15 protein-coding genes are annotated in these 19,065 nt (G+C 59.4%); 4 read left to right on the top strand and 11 right to left on the bottom strand.

Annotated elements, in window-relative coordinates; genetic code table 11:
- The first annotated feature begins 17 nt into the window (after nt 1-17).
- The 3 genes from mdoH (at nt 18) to AB9K37_RS07430 (ending at nt 5,460) form a co-directional block, all read left to right on the top strand.
- Nucleotides 18-1,805, top strand: a complete 1,788-nt coding sequence (gene mdoH, locus AB9K37_RS07440) for a glucans biosynthesis glucosyltransferase MdoH (protein ID WP_369836646.1) — start codon at nt 18-20, stop codon at nt 1,803-1,805.
- Entirely contained in the window at nt 1,792-3,063 is a 1,272-nt protein-coding gene (locus tag AB9K37_RS07435; RefSeq protein ID WP_369836643.1) for an OpgC family protein, read from the top strand. Before mdoH ends, AB9K37_RS07435 begins: the two co-directional genes overlap by 14 nt.
- Before the next feature lie 165 nt (nt 3,064-3,228).
- Nucleotides 3,229-5,460 carry a histidine kinase N-terminal 7TM domain-containing protein gene (locus AB9K37_RS07430; RefSeq protein ID WP_369836641.1) on the top strand — a complete coding sequence of 744 codons (2,232 nt, stop codon included), beginning with the start codon at nt 3,229-3,231 and terminating at the stop codon, nt 5,458-5,460.
- Here AB9K37_RS07430 and AB9K37_RS07425 read toward each other — a convergent pair.
- From AB9K37_RS07425 to AB9K37_RS07380, 10 genes are all read right to left on the bottom strand, one after another.
- Nucleotides 5,457-7,457: a cache domain-containing protein gene (locus tag AB9K37_RS07425; RefSeq protein WP_369836638.1), complete on the bottom strand. Its 2,001-nt coding sequence runs from the start codon at nt 7,455-7,457 to the stop codon at nt 5,457-5,459. The two genes, AB9K37_RS07430 and AB9K37_RS07425, sit on opposite strands and share 4 nt — an antisense overlap.
- Nucleotides 7,450-8,826: a sigma-54 dependent transcriptional regulator gene (locus AB9K37_RS07420; RefSeq protein WP_303964943.1), complete on the bottom strand. Its 1,377-nt coding sequence runs from the start codon at nt 8,824-8,826 to the stop codon at nt 7,450-7,452. Before AB9K37_RS07420 ends, AB9K37_RS07425 begins: the two co-directional genes overlap by 8 nt.
- A gap of 24 nt (nt 8,827-8,850) precedes the next feature.
- Nucleotides 8,851-8,976: a hypothetical protein gene (locus AB9K37_RS07415; protein WP_369836634.1), complete on the bottom strand. Its 126-nt coding sequence runs from the start codon at nt 8,974-8,976 to the stop codon at nt 8,851-8,853.
- An 18-nt stretch (nt 8,977-8,994) separates the two neighbouring features.
- On the bottom strand, nt 8,995-10,236 hold the full coding sequence (locus tag AB9K37_RS07410; protein WP_369836631.1) for a formate dehydrogenase subunit gamma: 1,242 nt from the start codon (nt 10,234-10,236) through the stop codon (nt 8,995-8,997).
- A 106-nt stretch (nt 10,237-10,342) separates the two neighbouring features.
- Entirely contained in the window at nt 10,343-10,936 is a 594-nt protein-coding gene (gene fdh3B, locus AB9K37_RS07405; protein ID WP_293713061.1) for a formate dehydrogenase FDH3 subunit beta, read from the bottom strand.
- Between the two features lie 12 nt (nt 10,937-10,948).
- Nucleotides 10,949-13,843: a formate dehydrogenase subunit alpha gene (locus AB9K37_RS07400; protein ID WP_369836627.1), complete on the bottom strand. Its 2,895-nt coding sequence runs from the start codon at nt 13,841-13,843 to the stop codon at nt 10,949-10,951.
- Between the two features lie 79 nt (nt 13,844-13,922).
- Nucleotides 13,923-14,117 carry a twin-arginine translocation signal domain-containing protein gene (locus AB9K37_RS07395; RefSeq protein ID WP_072706063.1) on the bottom strand — a complete coding sequence of 65 codons (195 nt, stop codon included), beginning with the start codon at nt 14,115-14,117 and terminating at the stop codon, nt 13,923-13,925.
- Nucleotides 14,118-14,199: 82 nt separating this feature from the next.
- Nucleotides 14,200-14,811, bottom strand: coding sequence for a molecular chaperone (locus tag AB9K37_RS07390; protein WP_369836624.1), 612 nt, complete (start codon nt 14,809-14,811; stop codon nt 14,200-14,202).
- 8 nt (nt 14,812-14,819) lie between these two features.
- The gene (locus AB9K37_RS07385; RefSeq protein WP_369836621.1) at nt 14,820-15,443 is read right to left on the bottom strand and encodes a DUF3306 domain-containing protein; all 624 of its coding nucleotides are present in this window, start codon (nt 15,441-15,443) and stop codon (nt 14,820-14,822) included.
- Entirely contained in the window at nt 15,443-16,006 is a 564-nt protein-coding gene (locus AB9K37_RS07380) for a DUF3305 domain-containing protein (protein ID WP_369836619.1), read from the bottom strand. The genes AB9K37_RS07385 and AB9K37_RS07380 overlap by 1 nt, the downstream gene beginning before the upstream one ends.
- Before the next feature lie 346 nt (nt 16,007-16,352).
- On the opposite strand from AB9K37_RS07380, the gene AB9K37_RS07375 reads away from it, so the two are divergent.
- Nucleotides 16,353-18,302, top strand: coding sequence for a 4Fe-4S binding protein (locus tag AB9K37_RS07375; protein ID WP_369836616.1), 1,950 nt, complete (start codon nt 16,353-16,355; stop codon nt 18,300-18,302).
- Here the strand turns inward: AB9K37_RS07375 and AB9K37_RS07370 are convergent.
- Entirely contained in the window at nt 18,296-19,036 is a 741-nt protein-coding gene (locus AB9K37_RS07370; RefSeq protein ID WP_369836614.1) for a c-type cytochrome, read from the bottom strand. The genes AB9K37_RS07375 and AB9K37_RS07370 overlap by 7 nt on opposite strands.
- Nucleotides 19,037-19,065 lie beyond the last annotated feature (29 nt).

The raw sequence follows: 19,065 nt of genomic DNA, 5'->3' as shown, positions 1-19,065 counted from the left end.
TTCACACCTGACACATTATGAAACGCCTGCCACCGTTAGACAGTCGCACAGTTCTGTACCGTATCGCGACACTGGCGTTCGCCGCCGCAGCGGCAACAATCGCCACAGTGCTGATGGTGGACGCAACCATACAGGACGGCTTCGACATATGGGACGTGCTCAGGGGTTTTCTGATCCTGATCACGACCGCATGGTTGGCGTGGGGTGCAGCACAGGCCTGCTTGGGCCTAGGGGCGCGTCGGCGCCCTCTTCCCGCTCCTGATCTAGCATTGCCAGCACCTGCAACAGTGGTGCTGGTGCCCATCTGCAACGAAGATCCCGTCTCGACCTTTGCGCGCATTGCTGCAATGGACAGATCCTTGGCTGCTGCGGATATGCCTGCGGATATCGCCATCCTGTCGGACACCCGCGACCCTGAAAACGCGAGGATCGAAGAGCAGGTCTACTTGCGGCTCCTCGAGGAAACGGATGGTCGAGGTCGCATCTTCTACCGTCGCCGCGAGGACAACCGAGGTCGCAAAGCCGGCAATATCGAAGATTTCATCCGAAAATCGGGTGGCGCCTACGAGCTGGCCGTCATTCTGGACGCCGATAGCCTGATGGAAGGTGCCACGATCCGACGGATGGTCGCGCGAATGCAGGCGGACACGGATATCGGCCTACTTCAAACGCTTCCCAAGATTATTAACGGAAACTCTTTTTTCGGCCGCGCGATGCAGTTTGCGGCCAGTTTTCACAGCCCGATTTTCAGCCGAGGGCTCGCGCGGATGCAGGGCTCAACTGGACCGTTCTGGGGTCATAACGCGATCATTCGCGTCCAAGCTTTTGCCGAAAGCTGCGGACTGCCGGAACTTGCGGGCCCTCCGCCCTTCGGGGGTCACATCCTGAGTCACGACTATGTCGAGGCCGCGCTACTCGCGCGCAACGGTTGGAAGGTGTTGGTGGATGAAACCATCGAAGGTTCGTTCGAAGAGGGACCGGAAAACATCCTCTCCTATGCCCGCCGCGACCGCCGTTGGTGTCAGGGTAACCTACAGCATAGCCGCCTACTTCTTGCCCCCGGCTTGGCAGGGTGGAGCCGCTTTGTCTTCTTGCAAGGCATCTTTGCCTACATCGTCTCGCTCATCTGGGCCTGCTTTCTGGTGGCATCTGTGCTGGCCACGATCATGGCCCCCCTGCCCGACTACTTCCCAGAGGCCTATCAGCTCTTCCCGGTTTTTCCGGACGACCGGACCAAGGAAATCACCGCCCTGTTTCTGGGGATTGTCGGTCTGCTGATCGTGCCCAAGTTCCTGATCCTCACCTCGGTGGTGCGTGAAAACCGGATCGAAGGGTTTGGCGGGACCGTGCGCGCGGCCTTCTCGGTCGCAACAGAAATTTTGCTCTCCTCATTCCTTGCCCCGCTGATGTTGATGTACCAAAGCCGCGCCGTTGTGCAGGTCTTGCTTGGCAAAGACGGCGGATGGCCCGCCAACCAACGCGGTGAAGGCAAACTGACCCTCTGGCAGGGCATCGGAGCAGGCATGTGGATCACTGGCACAGGTGCGATTGCCCTGACCGTTGTGCATTACATCGCGCCTGATCTGACACTGTGGCTTCTGCCGGTTTGCGTGCCCATGCTCTTGGCACCTGCGCTGATCGCAATCACCTCACGGCCTTTGACGAATGCCCTATTCGTCACCCCCGAAGAGCGCGCCCCTTCACCCGTGGTGAGCGCCTATCATTCTATTCACGCCCGCTGGCAGCACGAGAACGTCTTTGACGTCGCCGCCCGCGAAGGAAAACCGGAACATGCCCCAGCCTGAAGCCAAGCTCGTGCCTTTCCCAAAGGCATCGGCCAGCCAAATTGCATCCGGCGCACGCCGTCCCCGCGACCCAAGACTCGACGTCTTTCGCGGTCTCGCGCTTGTGATGATTTTTATCAACCATGTGCCCGGCAACCCCTTCGAAGACTACACGAACCGCAACTTTGGGTTCTCCGACGCGGCAGAATCGTTCTTTGTTCTATCTGGCATGGCGGCAGGCTTGGCTTATTCGGGGCGGTTCATGGCCGCACAACGCGAGTCTAGCGGGCTCTGGTCCGCTGTGCGTCCAATGTGGGCGCGGGCATGGACACTGTACATGACGCAAATCCTGCTGACCGCGTGGGCGATCGCAATCTTTAGTGCGGGCGCCTTATGGTTCGGTGTCCCTGAAATGGTGACCAAGATTAACCTGACCCGCGTGTTCGGGCAGACGGCAGAGGCGTTGGTTGGTCTGCCGACGCTGGGGCACCAGTTGGGCTATGTGAATATCCTGCCAGCCTACTCGGTCCTCTTGATCACTGCCCCGATCGCAATCCTTGTGGGCTTGCGCAGCCCGGGACTGATGATGGCGTTGTCCGTTGGCTTCTGGTTCCTGACTGGTCTCTACCGATGGAATTTGCCCGCCTTTCCGAACCCTGGTGGTTGGTTCTTTAACCCGTTGGCATGGCAAGTTCTTTTTGTTGCGGGCCTGATGACCGGACTAAGCAAACGTCAGGGCAAACAGTTCATACCCTACAAGCCCATCCTGTTCTGGGGCTGCATCGTGTTCCTGCTCTTTGTGCTGGCATGGATGAAGATCCCGCCCCTTGGCACGACGATGAACAAAATGATGCTGATCATGGGGCGTGCAGGTGCGCCATTCCATCTGGTTGCACATGACAAAACCTTCGTATCTTTACCGCGCATGCTGCACATTATGGCGTTGGCCTATGTTCTATCTCATGCACGAATAGTCCTGACGCTCTGTGCACAAAACTGGACCCGACCGCTCGCTCTCATGGGCCGCCAGGGTCTGCTGGTCTTCGCATCAGGCACCCTGATGTCGTTGTCAGCTCAGGTCATCATGACAGCGATGGACAAGCCAGAGTGGCTGGGTTGGACCCTGCCGCCGCTCGGGATCGCGCTCATGATCTTGATTGCTTGGATCGCAGAGGCGATCAGTGGTCGTCCCAAGAGCCCCGGTGGCGTTGCCTCTGCACCACAAGAGCCGTCTCCAAAAGCTGAACCACCTGCGTCCAAAACCACCTCTGCAACCTGACTTTCCAGAGCGCTGCCCGCAATTGGATCGAAATCCATACTTACGTGTGTCCATCCCATACTTGCATCCCCGAATTGCTTAGGCGATTAGCCCAGAGGACACCTCCTTAATTGCAATCATCTCTGGCAGGACTGGGACATCGCCGAAAGGCACCCTTTCCAATGGATGGCCGACTTGCACCTGCCGCAGTGTCTCGAATTTTCGCAACCACAGCTTCCGGCCTACGTGGCGATCGGAACGCTTGCGGGCGTGTGTCTTGCCGGTCTTTGGGTGCTGAGCAGACGCAAGTTTCACGGTCAGTCTTTTTTCCTGATCGGCTATCTGGCGACGCAAGGCTGGCTGCTTTTTGTCCTCATGGAGCTGCTCAGTAGCACCGCAGCCTGCAAAATGTGGTGGGCTGAGGTCAGTTTCATCTTCATCACGACGCTGGCGACGGCGTGGTGCTACTTTCTATACGATTTCGCTCATGCACGGTCGGTCACGATCAGCTTGCCGCGATTGGCGTCTCTTTTGATATCGCCGACGGTGATCGTGTTGATGAGCACCACGAACAAGTACCACGGCTTGTTCTACCTGCCCGAGACAGGGTTTATCGACACGCCCCAAGGGCCTGCACTGAAATACGCCCATGGCCCCCTATTCTATGTTGCGGCATCCTATCTCTATGCTTTCATGGCAGGGGGTATCGTGATCGCAGCCCGCAGTGTGTTGCGTGCGCGCGCAGCCTATCGCGGGTTCTTTCTGACGCTTTTGCTGATTACGATCATCCCGTCCGCAGGCAATATCGCCTATGTGGTGTTCGGGATCGCCTTTTTTGGCTTTGATCCCACGCCGTTCATGTTTTCGTTTACCATCCTGTTGATTGTCCGAATGATCTTGTCCAACCGGATGTTCGACGTGGCCTCTGTGGCCAAAGGCGCGCTCTTTTTCGACGCCGAGCAGCCCGTCGCGGTCATTGACGAGACTGGCGAATTCACAATCACCAACCCCTCGTTCCAACAACTTCTCAAGGAAAGTGGCAATGATGGCGCAACGCGCCTGGCAGACTGGGAGGAGCTGAACACTCTGGCGTTTGACGCCACCCAGCCCAGTGGCACCCTCCTCGAAGTCTCGGGCCGCGCTTTTGAACTCCGGGTCATTCCCATCGACAAGCCGCTGCAAGGGGCAACAACCTGCATGGGGTGGACGCTGGTTCTCAAGGATGTGACAGAGATCCGCAGCTACAATGCCGAACTCAGCCGTGCTGTGCACAAGGCCGAAAGCGCCAACCGGATGAAGTCCCAGTTCATTGCCAATATGAGCCACGAAATCCGGACGCCACTGAATGGTATTCTGGGCATGGCCGAAGTTCTCTCCCACGAGGTCACCTCTCCCCGTCATGCCGAAATGGTCGAGACTATTCGCCAATCCGGCGACGTGCTCTTGAACGTGCTGAACGACATTCTGGACCTCTCCAAGATCGAAGCAGGCAAGCTGGCCCTGATGCCAGAGGATTTCGACCTGAACGAGATCATTCGCCGTGCCTCTGGTCTGCACCGCCTCGCGGCAGAGGCCAAACACATTGACCTGATTGTCGACACCAAAGGGTCCGGCCCTCTGCGCGTGGGTGATCCCATGCGGTTGATACAGGTGCTAAACAATCTGCTCAGCAACGCGATCAAGTTCACTGAAACCGGCAGCGTTACTCTAAAAATGTCTAACCCTGACGACGGTGATGTGGTCTTTTCCATCATCGATACGGGCATCGGCATGAACGAAGAGCAGGTGCAACGCATCTTCGAAGATTTCGAACAGGCAGATGGTGCAATCACGCGCCGCTACGGTGGTACCGGGCTGGGAATGTCGATCGTCCGCCGTTTGGTTTCGATGATGAATGGCAAGATTACCGTCACCAGCCGCAAAGGCGCCGGGACGCGGGTCGAATTACGCCTGCCCCTGCCCGTGGTCGTACAAGAGGCCGCTGTGGACAACCCACCGTCTAACAACGAGCCTCAAAAACCCGCTTCGGCGCTTGCTGGGTTGCGGGTGTTGGCGGCAGATGACAATGGCACCAACCGTTTGGTTCTGGGTAGCTTGCTCAAACGTGCCGGGATCAAGGCAGTTATGGTTCCCAATGGCCGCGAAGCTGTCGAACGTTTCTCCGAAATGGAGTGGGATGCGGTCTTGCTGGACATCTCCATGCCCGAAATGGACGGGCTGGCAGCCTTGGGCGCGATCGACGCCATCTCGCGCAAGACAGGCAAGACTCGTCCCCCGTGCATCGTTATTTCCGCCAATGTGATGGCCGATCAAGTCCGCGAATACCGTGCTGCAGGTTTCGACGCTTGCATCGGAAAACCCTTCCGAGGCACCGACGTTCTGCACACCCTGTCCAAAGAACTGGGCATCCCGACTTAATATGGCATCTCTTCTTTGATCGGGAGCCGGATTTCAAAGGTGGTTCCGCGCCCCTCTTTGCTATCGACTGTGATGGCCCCTCCTGCTCTTCGCAGAATATCACGGGTGATCGACAAGCCCAGCCCCGTCCCTTTGGCCCCTTTGGTCGAGAAAAAGGGATCAAAGATCTTGGCCTGCACTTCGTCCGACATTCCACTCCCGCTATCAGTGACCTCGATCACGATCATCGGGCGCGCCCATCCGTCATCGCGATGACTGCGCACTTGGATCACCCCGCCAGAGGGCATCGCCTGAACGCTATTTGTAATCAGGTTGACGATGACTTGCTGAAGTTCGGTCTCGTTCATCGCGACCTCCCCATCGGATTTTAGATCCAGATGCAAACGGACCTCGGATCGTGACAGTAGATGATCCACCAAAGGGACACTGGCGTGAATGACGTCATCCGGATTTGCACCGCCAAGGGGCTGATCGAATTCTTCGGGGCGCGAGAAACTAAGCAGCTTGGTCACCAGAATGCTGATCGCCTGAATTTGCTCTTGGATCAGCTTGAATTCGGTCCGGTATTCCAATGCCCTCTCGCCCATTAGGTCCTGAATGACGTCCAGATTGCCTTGGATCACGGCTAGGGGATTGTTGATCTCGTGGGCAACACCGGCGGTGATCTCGCCCAATGCGGCCAGCTTTTCGGACAGGATCAACTGGCGTGTCGTGATTTCCAGCTGGCGGTTCACCTCTTGCAGGTCAGAGGTCCGCGCGGTCACGCGTGTCTCGAGCTCTTCGGCCCAGTTGCGCAAACGGCGGTCCCGCTCTTGGATCTGGTCAAGCAGGCTATCAAGGTGGGCCGCCAACCGCGCAATCTCGTCATCCCTGCCCGAAATCTCGGACCGCGCACTGAGATCACCGCCTTCGACGCGGGCAATGGCATGGTTCATCCGTTCAAGGGGTACAAAGATCGAGCGCGCAAAAAAGAGCAGAACCGGCACAGTGACCGCGATGACCGCCAAGAAGCTAAACCAGATCACCATCTGGGTGCGCTGCTCGGCTTGGCGAAAGGGCTGTTCTAAGAAGCCAACATAAAGCATTCCGATCCGCCGATTGAAGCTGTCGCGGATCGGCTCGTAGGCCGAAATATACCAATCGTTCACCACAAAGGCGCGGGCCGTCCAAACATCCCCCGTTTGCAAGACGCGGTCGCGGACTTCGGCGGAGACGCGGGTACCAAGGGCGCGCTGCCCTTCGAACAGGCGCACATTGGTGCTGACCCGCACGTCGTCCAGAAACAGCGTGGCCGTACCGTCAGTGCCCCCTGTCAGGCTGCCCTCTGGGTAGACCAAATCGTTGATATCGTCGATGAACCCGAGGTTGCGGTTCAACAGAACACCGCCCACCAAGGCCCCACCCGGCGCGGGCGCCGCCGCGTGCACCACCATCCCGCGGGATTCAACCGCGCGATCCGAAGGAACAGCGCCTTGGGTCGGCAGTAGTTCAATGCGGGCCCGTGCAGCAAGATCGGGGGACAAGGACGCCAGATCGCTCTCTGCAAAGACGTCAATGGCCGCCCCGCTGCGCCCGTTCAATGCCGCGTTCACCACGGGCCAGTTGCGCGGGTCGGCAACCCCGCCGCTGCCGCCCGCCATAATCACATAGGCCCGCGGGGTAACGTAGTACAGGAAGTCGAGCCCCATTTGCCGCCGCTGACGTTCCAGAAAATCTGCCATATCCGTGCGGGCCTGATCGCGAAACAGGGCCGACCGACCCAACGCGTCAATGGCCGCGCTGCGATCCTCGACCAGCCCTTCCAGATGTTGACGGGCCACGGTCAATTCGCCAGACACTTTGGCGATCAGCACTTCATTCAATCGGTCGGACCAACTTTTGACCGCAGTGACCAAGAGCAAAGGCAGCAGGATCAGAATAGGCAACAGCGCGATCACCAAGAGGCGCGCGCGCACTGTGTTACGTAGGCTTACCGGAGTTGTGAGTCTGTCAGACATTCCACATGCTGCATTTACGGTCGATCGTCTTGCGGCTGACCCCAAGACGCCGCGCCGCCTCGGCACGGTTGCCGCCACAGGCTTCCAGCACGCTCAGGATGTGCCGACGTTCGACCGCATGCAAGCTTTCAACAGGCTCATTGTCGCTGTCTTCGGTGTTGCCTGCGAATTCCGGAGGAAATTCTCCAAGGATGAGAGAGCGTTCGATCAAGTTCTTCAGTTCTCTGACGTTGCCCTGCCAATCGTAGCGGGCCATATTGAGCAGAACGTGATCCGTCAGCACCAGCGGCTCCACCCCCAGCTGCCGCGAGAATTTGCCCATAAATAGCTCCGCTAATTCTGGGATATCTCCGACCCGTTCGCGCAAGGGGGGCATCTGAATGTTGACCACGTTGATCCGGTGATACAGGTCGCGGCGGAAGCGCCCGTCGTCCATCGCCTTGTCCAGATCGGCGTTGGTCGCAAAAACAAACCGCAGATTCAGGGGCATCTCTCGCTCTGACCCGTGGGGGCGTAGGCTGCCATCCTCTAGCACACGCAGAAGCTCGCCCTGCATCGGCAGGGGCAGCTCGGCCACTTCATCAAGGAAAATCGTGCCGCCGGACGCATGGACCAACAGACCATCTGATCCGGGCTGGTTCGGATCACCGAACAGGTCCTGCGACAGACGATCCGGTGAAATGCTGGCGCAGTTGATCGGGACAAAGGGCGCGTTGGCGCGGTCCGACATGGCGTGCAGCGTGCGGGCGCAGATTTCCTTGCCTGTACCGCTTTCGCCCGTGAACAGGACAGGCGTGGGCATCGGGGCGACCCGCTCCAGCGTCTTGCGCACGCTTTCGATCCCCGGAGAGGTGCCGATCAGACGTCCACGGGCGGCCAGACTATCGGCCTGCAGTTCGTACTTCAGCAGGAAGTTTTCACGGCGCAGGTACTTTTGCACCATGCAGCGATTGACCGCATTCAGAATTTGATTGGACCGGAACGGCTTCAAAACGAAATCCGAGGCCCCCACCCGCATCGCGTGGATGGCCGTTTCCAAATCGGCGTAGGCGGTCATCAGGATCGCTTCGGCGAACAGGCCGACACGGCGCTGTTCGGCCAACCAATCCAAACCAGATTGCCCAGGCATCACGTTGTCCAAGAGCACCAGATCGAAGTGATGCGCATCCAGCAATGCGCTCGCCTCTTCTGCGCTGGCGGCGGCCATGACTTTCTTGCAGCGGGGTTCCAGCGTGCGGGTCAGATAATTCCGCATCCCCGGCTCGTCGTCCACGACCAGAATGGACACGTGACGGATCGCTCGGTCGATATGAGACTGTGCAGCCCCCTCGGTGGGGGGCTGCACGGTGGGTTGAAGATTGCTGGTCATCTCTATCCGCTCTGACTGTTCGGCTTAGTCTAACCGAACCGACGGGGCAGACGTAACCTCGTCAATCGCGAAACCGGCGCGGTGCAGGACCTGATCCGCCACAATGGCAATCACGAAGATCCCGACAAAGGCAATGAACATCGCTTTCATACTGTGTGCTCCTTGCTCTTATTCCGCCGGATGGGCGTCTTTGTAGGCGGGCTTGCCGGTGACTTCTTCGTACCACAGGCCATGGTGTTCCTTGGCCCATTGTTCGTCCACCTGACCGCTGCCCATAGCGTCAAACGCACCTTCCATACCGATCGAACCGATATAGATGTGACCGATGATCAGCGCCATAAACAGGAAGCCAACGATCGCATGCCATGTCTGTGACAGCTGCATTTCCGTATGCGGCGCCAGATCGGTAGGCAGAGCCTCCATTCCGATCAGCTGCGGCAGGCCCAGATCGTTCATATGGGCAAAGGTGGCCGCGAACATGGACAATTCGAACGGGAACAGCAGCGACAGACCAGACACAGAGATCGAGACACCAAGGAAGATGACGCCCCAGAAGATGATCTTCTGACCGGCATTGAACTTCTTCGCGGGCGGGTGCACGCCCTTGGAGAAGAGACCGCCGCCAACCGCGAACCACTTGAGGTCCAACTTGTTGGGGATGTTATGTTTGACCCACATGACGGTGACCATCACTAGACCCAGCATGAATGCCCAAGAGACATTGTTGTGGATCCACTTGCCGCCAATCGCGACGGGGGCAAAGGCCTCGTGTCCAATGAGCGGGATGATGAAGAAACGGCCGAACAACTGCACCAGCCCCGTGATCGCCAACAGAACAAAGCTGCCCGCAAGGGTCCAGTGGGCGAACCGCTCGATCCCTTTGAAGCGCGTGATGGTTTTGCCCGACTTCTCGCCGTCAATCATGATACGACCGCGGAACAAGAAGAACACAGCGAGGATCGCATTAGTCCCCAAGAGCAGGTAGCCGCCGTAGTTTTTCAACGGTCCAGCACGGAAGTTGAGCCAGGTCATGCCGGTGTCCTGAATGACAACCTGTGTGACCGAGGTATCGCCCGACGGCCCCTTGGCCGAGGCACTGACATCCCCAAGCTCGTCCAGTTCGTTATAGCGGTAGGCCCGCCAGAATTCTGCGTCCGACACACCGCCCAAAGTGCCGAGCTGCCCAGTGGTGGGCGCAGCAGCATCTGGATTGCCGATGGCTTCACTGCGGAAGCTGTCGTCCATCTTTTGGTTTTCCTGCCGACGCAGGATGTCTTCTAGGGTCTGGGCCCCGCCTGTTTCGGCGCGGGGCTCTCCCTCTGCCGGTACGGTCTGGGCCGAAGCCGCGCTGGACAGCGCGATGAATGCCGCCGCCAGCAGGGTTAGAAATCTCGTAGAAATGCGCGCCATTCCCGAAGGTCCCTGATATGAGAAATGCGCCCGCAGACTTGGATGGTCCGCGGGCACCTTGTTTGCTATGCCGCGCCCGACTTGTACGGGCGCGGGCCATTAAGGATCAGTTCGCTTTCTGCTCGTAGGCGGTGCCCCAGCCCCAAGCGCCCGAACCGAAGCCACGTGCCACTACCCGCTCTCGGTAGATCGCCGACACGATGTCGCCGTCGCCTGCCAGCAGTGCCTTGGTCGAGCACATTTCGGCGCAGATCGGCAGCTTGCCTTCGGCGATACGGTTGCGACCGTATTTCTGGAACTCCTCGACCGAGTTGTCGGCCTCGGGGCCACCGGCGCAGAAGGTACACTTGTCCATCTTGCCGCGTGTGCCAAAGTTGCCTGCTTGCGGGTACTGCGGCGCGCCGAAGGGGCACGCGTAGAAGCAGTAGCCACAGCCGATGCACAGGTCCTTGGAGTGCAGCACCACACCGTCTTCGGTCTGGTAGAAGCAATCGGTCGGGCAAACGGCCATACAAGGCGCGTCCGAGCAGTGCATACAAGCGACCGAGATCGAACGCTCGCCGGGTTTGCCGTCGTTGATGGTGATCACACGGCGGCGGTTGATGCCCCACGGCACTTCGTGCTCGTTCTTACAGGCGGTGACGCAGGCGTTACACTCGATGCAGCGCTCGGCGTCGCAGAGAAATTTTGCTCTTGCCATATCCTTGTCTCCTTAGGCTGCGCTGATCTTGCAGAGGGTGGCTTTGGTTTCCTGCATGAGGGTCACCGAGTCATAGCCATAGGTCTGCGCGGTGTTGGTCGATTCACCCAAGACATAGGGGTCTGCACCATCGGGATATTTGTCCCGCAGATCCTCGCCTTGGAAGTGACCGCCAAAGTGGAACGGCATGAACGCCACGCCACTGCCCACACGTTCGGTGATCATGGCTTTCACCTTGACCTTGCCGCCTTCGGGGCCTTCGACCCAGACCATGCTGCCGTCCCGTACACCAAGGTTGTTGGCATCGCGCGGGTTCATTTCGACAAACATTTCCTGCTGAAGTTCAGCCAACCACGGGTTCGAGCGTGTCTCGTCGCCGCCACCTTCGTATTCGACCAGTCGGCCCGAGGTCAGAATGATCGGATAATCATTGCTGAAGTCGTTCTTCTGGATCGACGCATACATGGTCGGCAGACGGTACAGCTTGCGGTCTTCGTAGGTCGGATAGTCTTCGACCAGATCGCGGCGGTTGGTATAGAGCGGCTCGCGGTGGAGCGGCACCGGATCCGGGAAAGTCCAGACCACAGCACGGGCCTTGGCGTTCCCATAGGGTGCGCAACCATGCTTGATCGCGACGCGCTGGATACCACCCGATAGGTCGGTCTTCCAGTTCGTGCCCGGACCAGCCACAGCGTCGATGGACGCGCGCTCTTCGTCGGTCAGATCGCTATCCCACCCCAGATCCATCAGCATCTGCATGGTGAACTCGGGATAACCGTCCTGAATGTCCGCACCGGGGTTCGATACACCTTCGGCCAAGAGATTGTCACCGTTCCGCTCGACACCATAGCGCGCACGGAAGGGTAGACCGCCATCCGCCACAGGCTTGTTGATGTCATAGAGGTTGGGCGAGCCGGGATGCTTCATCTCGGGGGTGCCCCAGCAGGGCCACGGCATACCGTAGTAATCCCCGTCTGCGGGTCCACCAACAGCCTTGAGCGTCGTTTTGTCAAAGGTGTGCTGGTTCGCCATGTGCAGCTTGATGCGCTCGGGCGACTGGCCGGTGTAGCCAACAGTCCACATACCAGCGTTGAACTCGCGGGTGATGCTTTCGATGTTGGGCGTTTCCGCGTCTTCCATCTCGATGTTGCGGAACAGACGGTCGGCAAAGCCGAACTTGTTCGCGAATTTTGCGATGATGACGTGGTCGGGCTTCGATTCAAAAAGCGGGTCCACAACCTGATCGCGCCACTGGATCGAGCGGTTCGAGGCCGTCACAGAGCCACGGGTTTCGAACTGCGTGGTCGCGGGCAGCAGGTAGACGCCATCGGTGCGGTCATGCAGCACAGCCGAAACGGTGGGGAACGGGTCGATCACGACAAGCATGTCGAGCTTTTCCATCGCCGTTTTCATCTCGGTCATACGGGTCTGCGAGTTGGGCGCGTGGCCCCACAAAACCATGGCACGCACGTTGTCGGGCTGGTCGATATTTTCGGCATCTTCGAGAACACCGTCGATCCAGCGGGACACCGGAATACCGGTCCGCTCCATCAGGTTGACCTCTTTGCCGTCGGCATCGGTCTCGGACTGGAATTGGCCCTTGAGCCAGTCCATATCCTCGCCCCAGACACGGCCCCAGTGCGCCCATGCGCCCGAAGACAGGCCGTAATAGCCCGGCAGCGTGTGCGAGAGAACGCCAAGGTCGGTCGCGCCCTGCACATTGTCGTGGCCGCGGAAGATGTTGGTGCCGCCACCCGAGACGCCCATGTTGCCAAGGGCAAGCTGCAGAATGCAGTAGGCGCGCGTGTTGTTGTTACCGTTGGTGTGCTGAGTACCACCCATGCACCAGATCACGGTGCCGGGACGGCTGTTGACCAGCGTGCGAGCCACGCGTTCCAGCTGCGCACCGGGCGCGCCGGTGACACGCTCTGTCTCTTCGGGGTTCCACTTGGCGACTTCTTCCTTGATCTGGTCCATGCCCCAGACACGGGTACGGATGAACTCTTTGTCCTCCCAACCATTTTCAAAGATGTGCCACAGGATGCCCCAGACCAACGCAACGTCGGTGCCGGGACGGAAACGCACATATTCGTCCGCGTGGGCCGCAGTTCGGGTGAAGCGCGGATCGCAGACGATCAGGGGCGCGTTGTTTTCCTCTTTGGCCTTCAGCACGTGCAACAGCGAAACGGGGTGCGCCTCGGCGGGGTTGCCGCCGATGATGAAGATCGCCTTGGAGTTATGGATGTCGTTGTAGCTGTTGGTCATGGCGCCGTAGCCCCATGTGTTCGCAACGCCCGCAACGGTGGTCGAGTGACAGATACGTGCCTGGTGATCGACGTTGTTGGTGCCCCAGTAGGCCGCAAACTTGCGGAACAGGTAGGCCTGTTCATTGTTATGCTTGGCCGAACCCAGCCAGTAGACGCTGTCGGGGCCGCTTTCGTCGCGGATCGACATCATCTTGTCGCCGATCTCATCGATGGCCTGCTCCCAAGAGATGCGGGTCCACTCGCCGTTGACCTTCTTCATGGGGTACTTCAGGCGGCGTTCACCATGGGCGTGCTCGCGCACAGCCGCGCCTTTGGCACAGTGCGAGCCAAGGTTGAACGGGCTGTCATAACCGGGCTCCTGACCGATCCAGACGCCATTGTCCACTTCGGCCACGACGGTACAACCGACCGAGCAGTGGGTGCATACGGACTTCACGGTATCGACCGCACGCGCCACGCTCTCTTGCGCTTCGGCTTTGGTCACAGTGCCGCCGGTGACACCCAAGGCGGTCAGACCGCCGATCGCCAGACCAGACCCACGCAGGAATGCGCGGCGGTCGACGGATTTCTCCGCTGCTGCGGACAGGAGTGATGCGCGCTGTGTAGAGCGGGCGACTCCGTTCGTCTTTTTTCTTAGCATTTTTGCCTCCCCTTGCTTGCTAGGGCCGATGGCCCGTCGCTTGTGCTAGGTATTTCCAATCCGTTTAGACGGACCGTCCTTAGAAGCGGGCGGTCTGGTAATAAGCGCGGGTCTGCGCCGTATCTTTCATGCCCGAAGCGGGCTTGGCATCCGTGGCGGCCTCTGCGCTGGTTGCGCTCGTTGCCACGACGGCCACGGCAGCAGGCGCGCTGGTCGCTGCCAGTTTCAGAAAGTCTCGACGGCTGGACCCTTGGTCCTTGCGCGTGTCTGACATCGTTGGTGTCCTCCTGTTTCGCGGCCCCGTGGGGCCAGATGATGCCGCGGGCCCACATGGCCCGAAGCGATGGTCTCGAAGCTCAGTTTCCGGCGAGCCGGAACGCCTCGGTTTCAATTTGCATAAACACTTTGCCCACGGTCCCGACCGGCGCGTAGAGCACCGAGTTCTGAGCCTTTTCCAGATCCGCAAAGAACAGCGAAGCCCAGGGCGCGATGTGGCGATTAAAGAACGTCTGCTGCTGGCCAATGCTAGCGGGCGCGCCAAAGCGACCTTCGATCAGGCCTGCCATCATCTCCATTAGGCTGGCGATATTGTCCTCGGGTTCGTACACGTTGGGCGCACGGCGGATCTGCTGTTCAGCCATATCGCGGCGCAGACTGGCCAGCGGCTTTTCATTCAAAAAACCTGTCATGTAGTAGCTGGCATAAGGCAGAAGCTCGCCGCGACCGATGCCGATAAACAGGGTGTTGAACTCGCGCTCCGCAGCCTTTGCGTTGGTCTTGCCTGCCAGAGTGGCCAGCGTCTGGATGCCCTGCCCCAAATCGGTCTCGTCACCGGTCAGCTTCGCAGTATTGCGCAGCAGCCCTTCGGTCGGTGGGTTCGCCAGCAATGCAGCGAGAAAGTCATACAGTTCCGCCCGAAGCTTATCCTCGGGTGTGATCTGCGGGGTTTGTACAGCGGCCTGCGTCATGAGCGTCCTCAGTGGCTATCGGCAAAAACAAAGCGCATGTGACGCCGCGGCATCGGCTGCGCGCCGTCGTCGTGCGTGTCGTCTGGTGTGGTGTCCGGCGTCTCGGCGCGTGTTTCGAGTTGCTCGTCTTTGGCCGCGTCTGCTGACACGGCCTCTTCGACAGGCGCCTCGTCGGTGTTGGCGACCTCTTCGGGCATTTCACGCACACCGGCCAAGGCTTCGGCCTCGGCAGCCAGCTTCTGAACGTGGGCCATCATGCCCTTGCCGACCTGATAAGCGGTCTTCAGGTCAGGGATCACAACGGCAGAGTCACGAAAGTCGTCTGCGTAGTCGACCATGCCATCCACGTTGGCGAGCAGCGGATTCGACACCCACAGTTTTCGCAGCGCGCGTGTCCGCAAACGCTGAGGGACGGCTTTGGACATAAATGCCGAGAAGTCATCGCCCTGCTCCATGCTGTCCGGATCCGGCAGACCCAGTTCAGCAAGCAACTCTTCGTCCGTCTTGTCCGCTTCGCGCTTGGCGCGCGCTTCGGCCTCTTGCGCTTCGGTCAGACGCTGGCTCTCCAGCACCTCGGCCTCAGCTTCGGCCTGCACGGCAGCGCGGCGGCGGCTCCAGAAATCACGGGCCATCAGTTCACCCTCCCCGACGAATTACGAGGCGCACGGAACACGTCAGAGGTCTGGCGGATGCGGATATCGCCCTTGCCGTCCTCGACCAGATCAATCCGCTTTTTATCGCGGCGGCGTTTGATGAACTCTTCTTCGACGTGATGCTTTTCAATGAAATCGCGCAGCCATGCGATCATCGGCACAGGCATCGGGACCAGTTCCACCAAGCCTTCGCCGCTTTCGTTGTACCCTTGCCCCTCGAACGCGTTCACTGTGATCAGCTTGGGGGTCCAAGGGCATCCATTCACCGGATCCGCCGCATCGCTCATTACGACATACAGGCTTGGCGCGCGCGAGTTCAGGGTCGCGCGGTACGCGTCTGTGTCTGATGAGTAGATCGTCAGGTTCAGGGTCGCTGCATGATATTCCACAATATCACCGTCGCGGCGCAACTCACGCCACTCCGCCTCACCAGCGCCAGGGATCAGCCCGACAGGCTGCCATATCCACTTGACCCAGCGCGTAACGCCAGGCTGCTTACGAATGATCAGGCCGACAGGCATGGTGTCAGTGATCAGTGCCATCGCGGATATGTTCCCCCCTTCGTGTCGGTGTACCATCGCACACTCTTGCTTATTTGATGCCTTTGCTGGTCCGGTGCTGTCCAACCCAAACCGCATTCGGCACATCGCTTTTCAGTTTCGAGATAGCGCTAGGGACAAAATGTCCAGTTTCCCCAAAAGGTCGAAATTTTAGCCTAGACGATTTGTCCAGATTTACCTTTCCGTCTTTTTTAGTCGGGAATTTTGATGTGGAAATCCGCGCGAATCACTTCATTTCACGCTTTACGTTTGCGGGGGAAACATGCCTAGCTGCCCCCTGCGCCGACAGGCCGCGCCACCCAGCCAGTATCAGCCCGGGGAGAGGATGATGACTAAGCAACTGATTTTGTGCGATTGTTCAGGATCTCAGAAGATTGATCCGTCACGTATCGAAGGCGCGACCGGCCTGACATGTTCCAAGATCCATACGGCACTCTGCACCAAAGAGACTGAAAGCGCGGCCAAGGCCATTTCGTCCGGCAATGCCATCATCGCCTGTCAGCAAGAGGCCCAAAGGTTCGAAGAACTGGCAACTGAATTGTCAGCCGAGGTGCCACTTTTCATCGACATTCGCGACCGCGCGGGCTGGAATGATGAAAAAGACGCCAGCCCCAAAATGGCCGCCCTGGTGGCAGAGGCCCTACTGCCCGCCCCCGCAACCAAGACCATTGATGTGACGTCAGAGGGCATGTGTCTGATCATTGGCGCGGGCGCCGTGGCCTTGCCTGCGGCGGACAAGCTGTCCGAGACCTTGGCCGTGACTGTTCTGCTGACCGATGATGCGGAACTGCCGCTAACACGCGCCTATGAAGTTGTACGGGGCAAACTGGCCAAAGCGACTGGCAGCTTTGGCGACTTCAAGCTGCGGATTGATCAGTTTCAGATGATCGACCCATCGGGCCGTGGCGGCTTTGCCCTGACGGCGCCGCGCGACGGTGCTGAGACTCAGTGCGATGTGATCGTCGACCTTAGCGGTCAGACGTCGCTCTTTCCCGCGCCGCATAAACGCGATGGCTACCTGCGCGCTGATCCGGGCAGCCAACCTGCGGTGGCAGAGGTCGTGACGCAGGCACGCGATCTAGTCGGCACCTTTGAAAAAACACTCTACTTGTCGCTAGAGCCCCATCTGTGCGCCCACTCCCGCGCCGAGCAAACGGGCTGCACCCGCTGCTTGGATATCTGCCCGACTGGCGCAATCTTTCCTGCAGGCGAGCATGTAGACGTAGACCCGATGGTCTGCGCGGGATGCGGCGCCTGTGCGTCCCTGTGCCCATCCGGAGCGATCAAGTACGACGCCCCGCCTGTCAGCCACATTCTGACCCGCGTCCGCACGCTGGCCGAAACCTATGCCAAGGCAGGTGGCAAAGCGCCCCGCCTACTGGTCCATGATGATACCCACGGGGCCGAGATGATCAGTCTCGCTGCGCGGTTTGACCGTGGCCTGCCTGCTGACGTGATCCCCCTTTCGATTGCCGCGCTGGCCGAGTTTGGACACGCGGAAATGCTGGCCGCGCTGGTGAGCGGATTTGCGAGCGTTCAGATCCTGCCAAGCCCTCGTACCGAGCGTGATCCCATCGCGCGCGAGATCGCATTGGCGAACGCCATGGGCGGTGAGGATCGTCTCTCTATGATTGATGCAGATACACCGGACGACCTGAGCAGTGCCCTCTATGGCTCTGAAATCACACCCCTAGATGTCGCGCCAAAGTTGATGATGGGCGACCGCCGCCAGGTCGCGCGCGTGGCCGCGAAATCCCTACTGGACGGCGACGCGCCGGTCGCCTTGCCCGCCGGAGCGCCCTATGGCGCGACCGTCGTGAACAAGGACGCCTGTACCCTGTGCCTGTCCTGCGTCTCGCTCTGCCCTTCGGGCGCACTGGTGGACAACCCTGACAAACCCGAGCTGCGTTTCCAAGAGGACGCCTGCCTGCAATGCGGCATCTGCGCTACCATTTGCCCCGAGCAGGCGATCACGCTAGAGCCGCGCTTCAATCCTTCGGACGAGGCGATGAAGCTGGTCACCCTGAACGAAGAAGAGCCGTTCTGCTGCATTGAGTGCAACAAGCCCTTTGGCGTGAAATCCACGGTCGAAAAGATCATGCAAAAGCTCGAAGGCAAGCATTCTATGTTCGAAGGCAATGGCGCGGGACGCCTGATCCAGATGTGTGACACCTGCCGCATTCAGGCCCAGTATCACAACAAGTCAAATCCCTTTGCCTCGGCAGAGCGCCCACGCGTTCGCACGACTGACGACTACCTGAAGCGCCGCGATCACTGATGCGCCACCTCTGCCCCAAGGTCTGCAGGCGCGACGCTCTGCACATAGGCCAACAGGTCGTTCAACTCGTCCACGGTCATCTCGACCGGGACGAGCGACGGCGGCCTGCGCGGGTCAAACGGGGCGGTCATATCCTCGATCTGGATAAAGGACGGATGCGGGTTCAGCAGGTAGAACTGCGCAAACCGATCCGCCCAATCCGGGATCGCTTTCAGCGCCATGAAGGACGGCGTGGACCCAATTGTGCTCCGATCCTCGGGGGACACTTTGTGGCAACGGGTGCAATGGGCCGCAGCAACCACATGGCCTGCGTCGGCATCTCCTTCGAAGTAAATCACATCGGCCGCGACCTCTTGGTTTACGGCTGCAAAAGGTTCACCGCTTTGCTCGGCATAGGTCAGAATGGCCTTCTTTCCGACCTCGGACGTCAACCAATCCACAAATCGCGCGGCAGGATCGCTACCGGTCATCATCTCGATGCCGTAAATCGCATCACCATATTGGAAAATGGGTGCGCCTTGGCCCACCCCCAAGGCCACATCGGGGGCCAAGTCGGGGTCAACGCGCCTTCCGGTCTTGAGGGCAAAGCGCGGCAAGATATAGTCAAGCAAACCCGAGGTCTGCAGCGCCGTGTCGGCTTGCAAACCAAAGGTCCGCACCTCTTGGGCCATGGCGGGGCGCACCATCAGCGCCGCGAGCATCAGGCCAGCCAGTATACCAGTGGTCCGTTCCATGGACCAAGTATGGACCGCCGCGCCCTTGG

Origin of the sequence: Donghicola sp. XS_ASV15, from assembly GCF_041224595.1 — a bacterium.
Classification (GTDB): domain Bacteria; phylum Pseudomonadota; class Alphaproteobacteria; order Rhodobacterales; family Rhodobacteraceae; genus Donghicola.
Note: the sequence above shows the minus strand (reverse complement) of the source record. Positions and strands in the feature narration are given on the sequence as shown.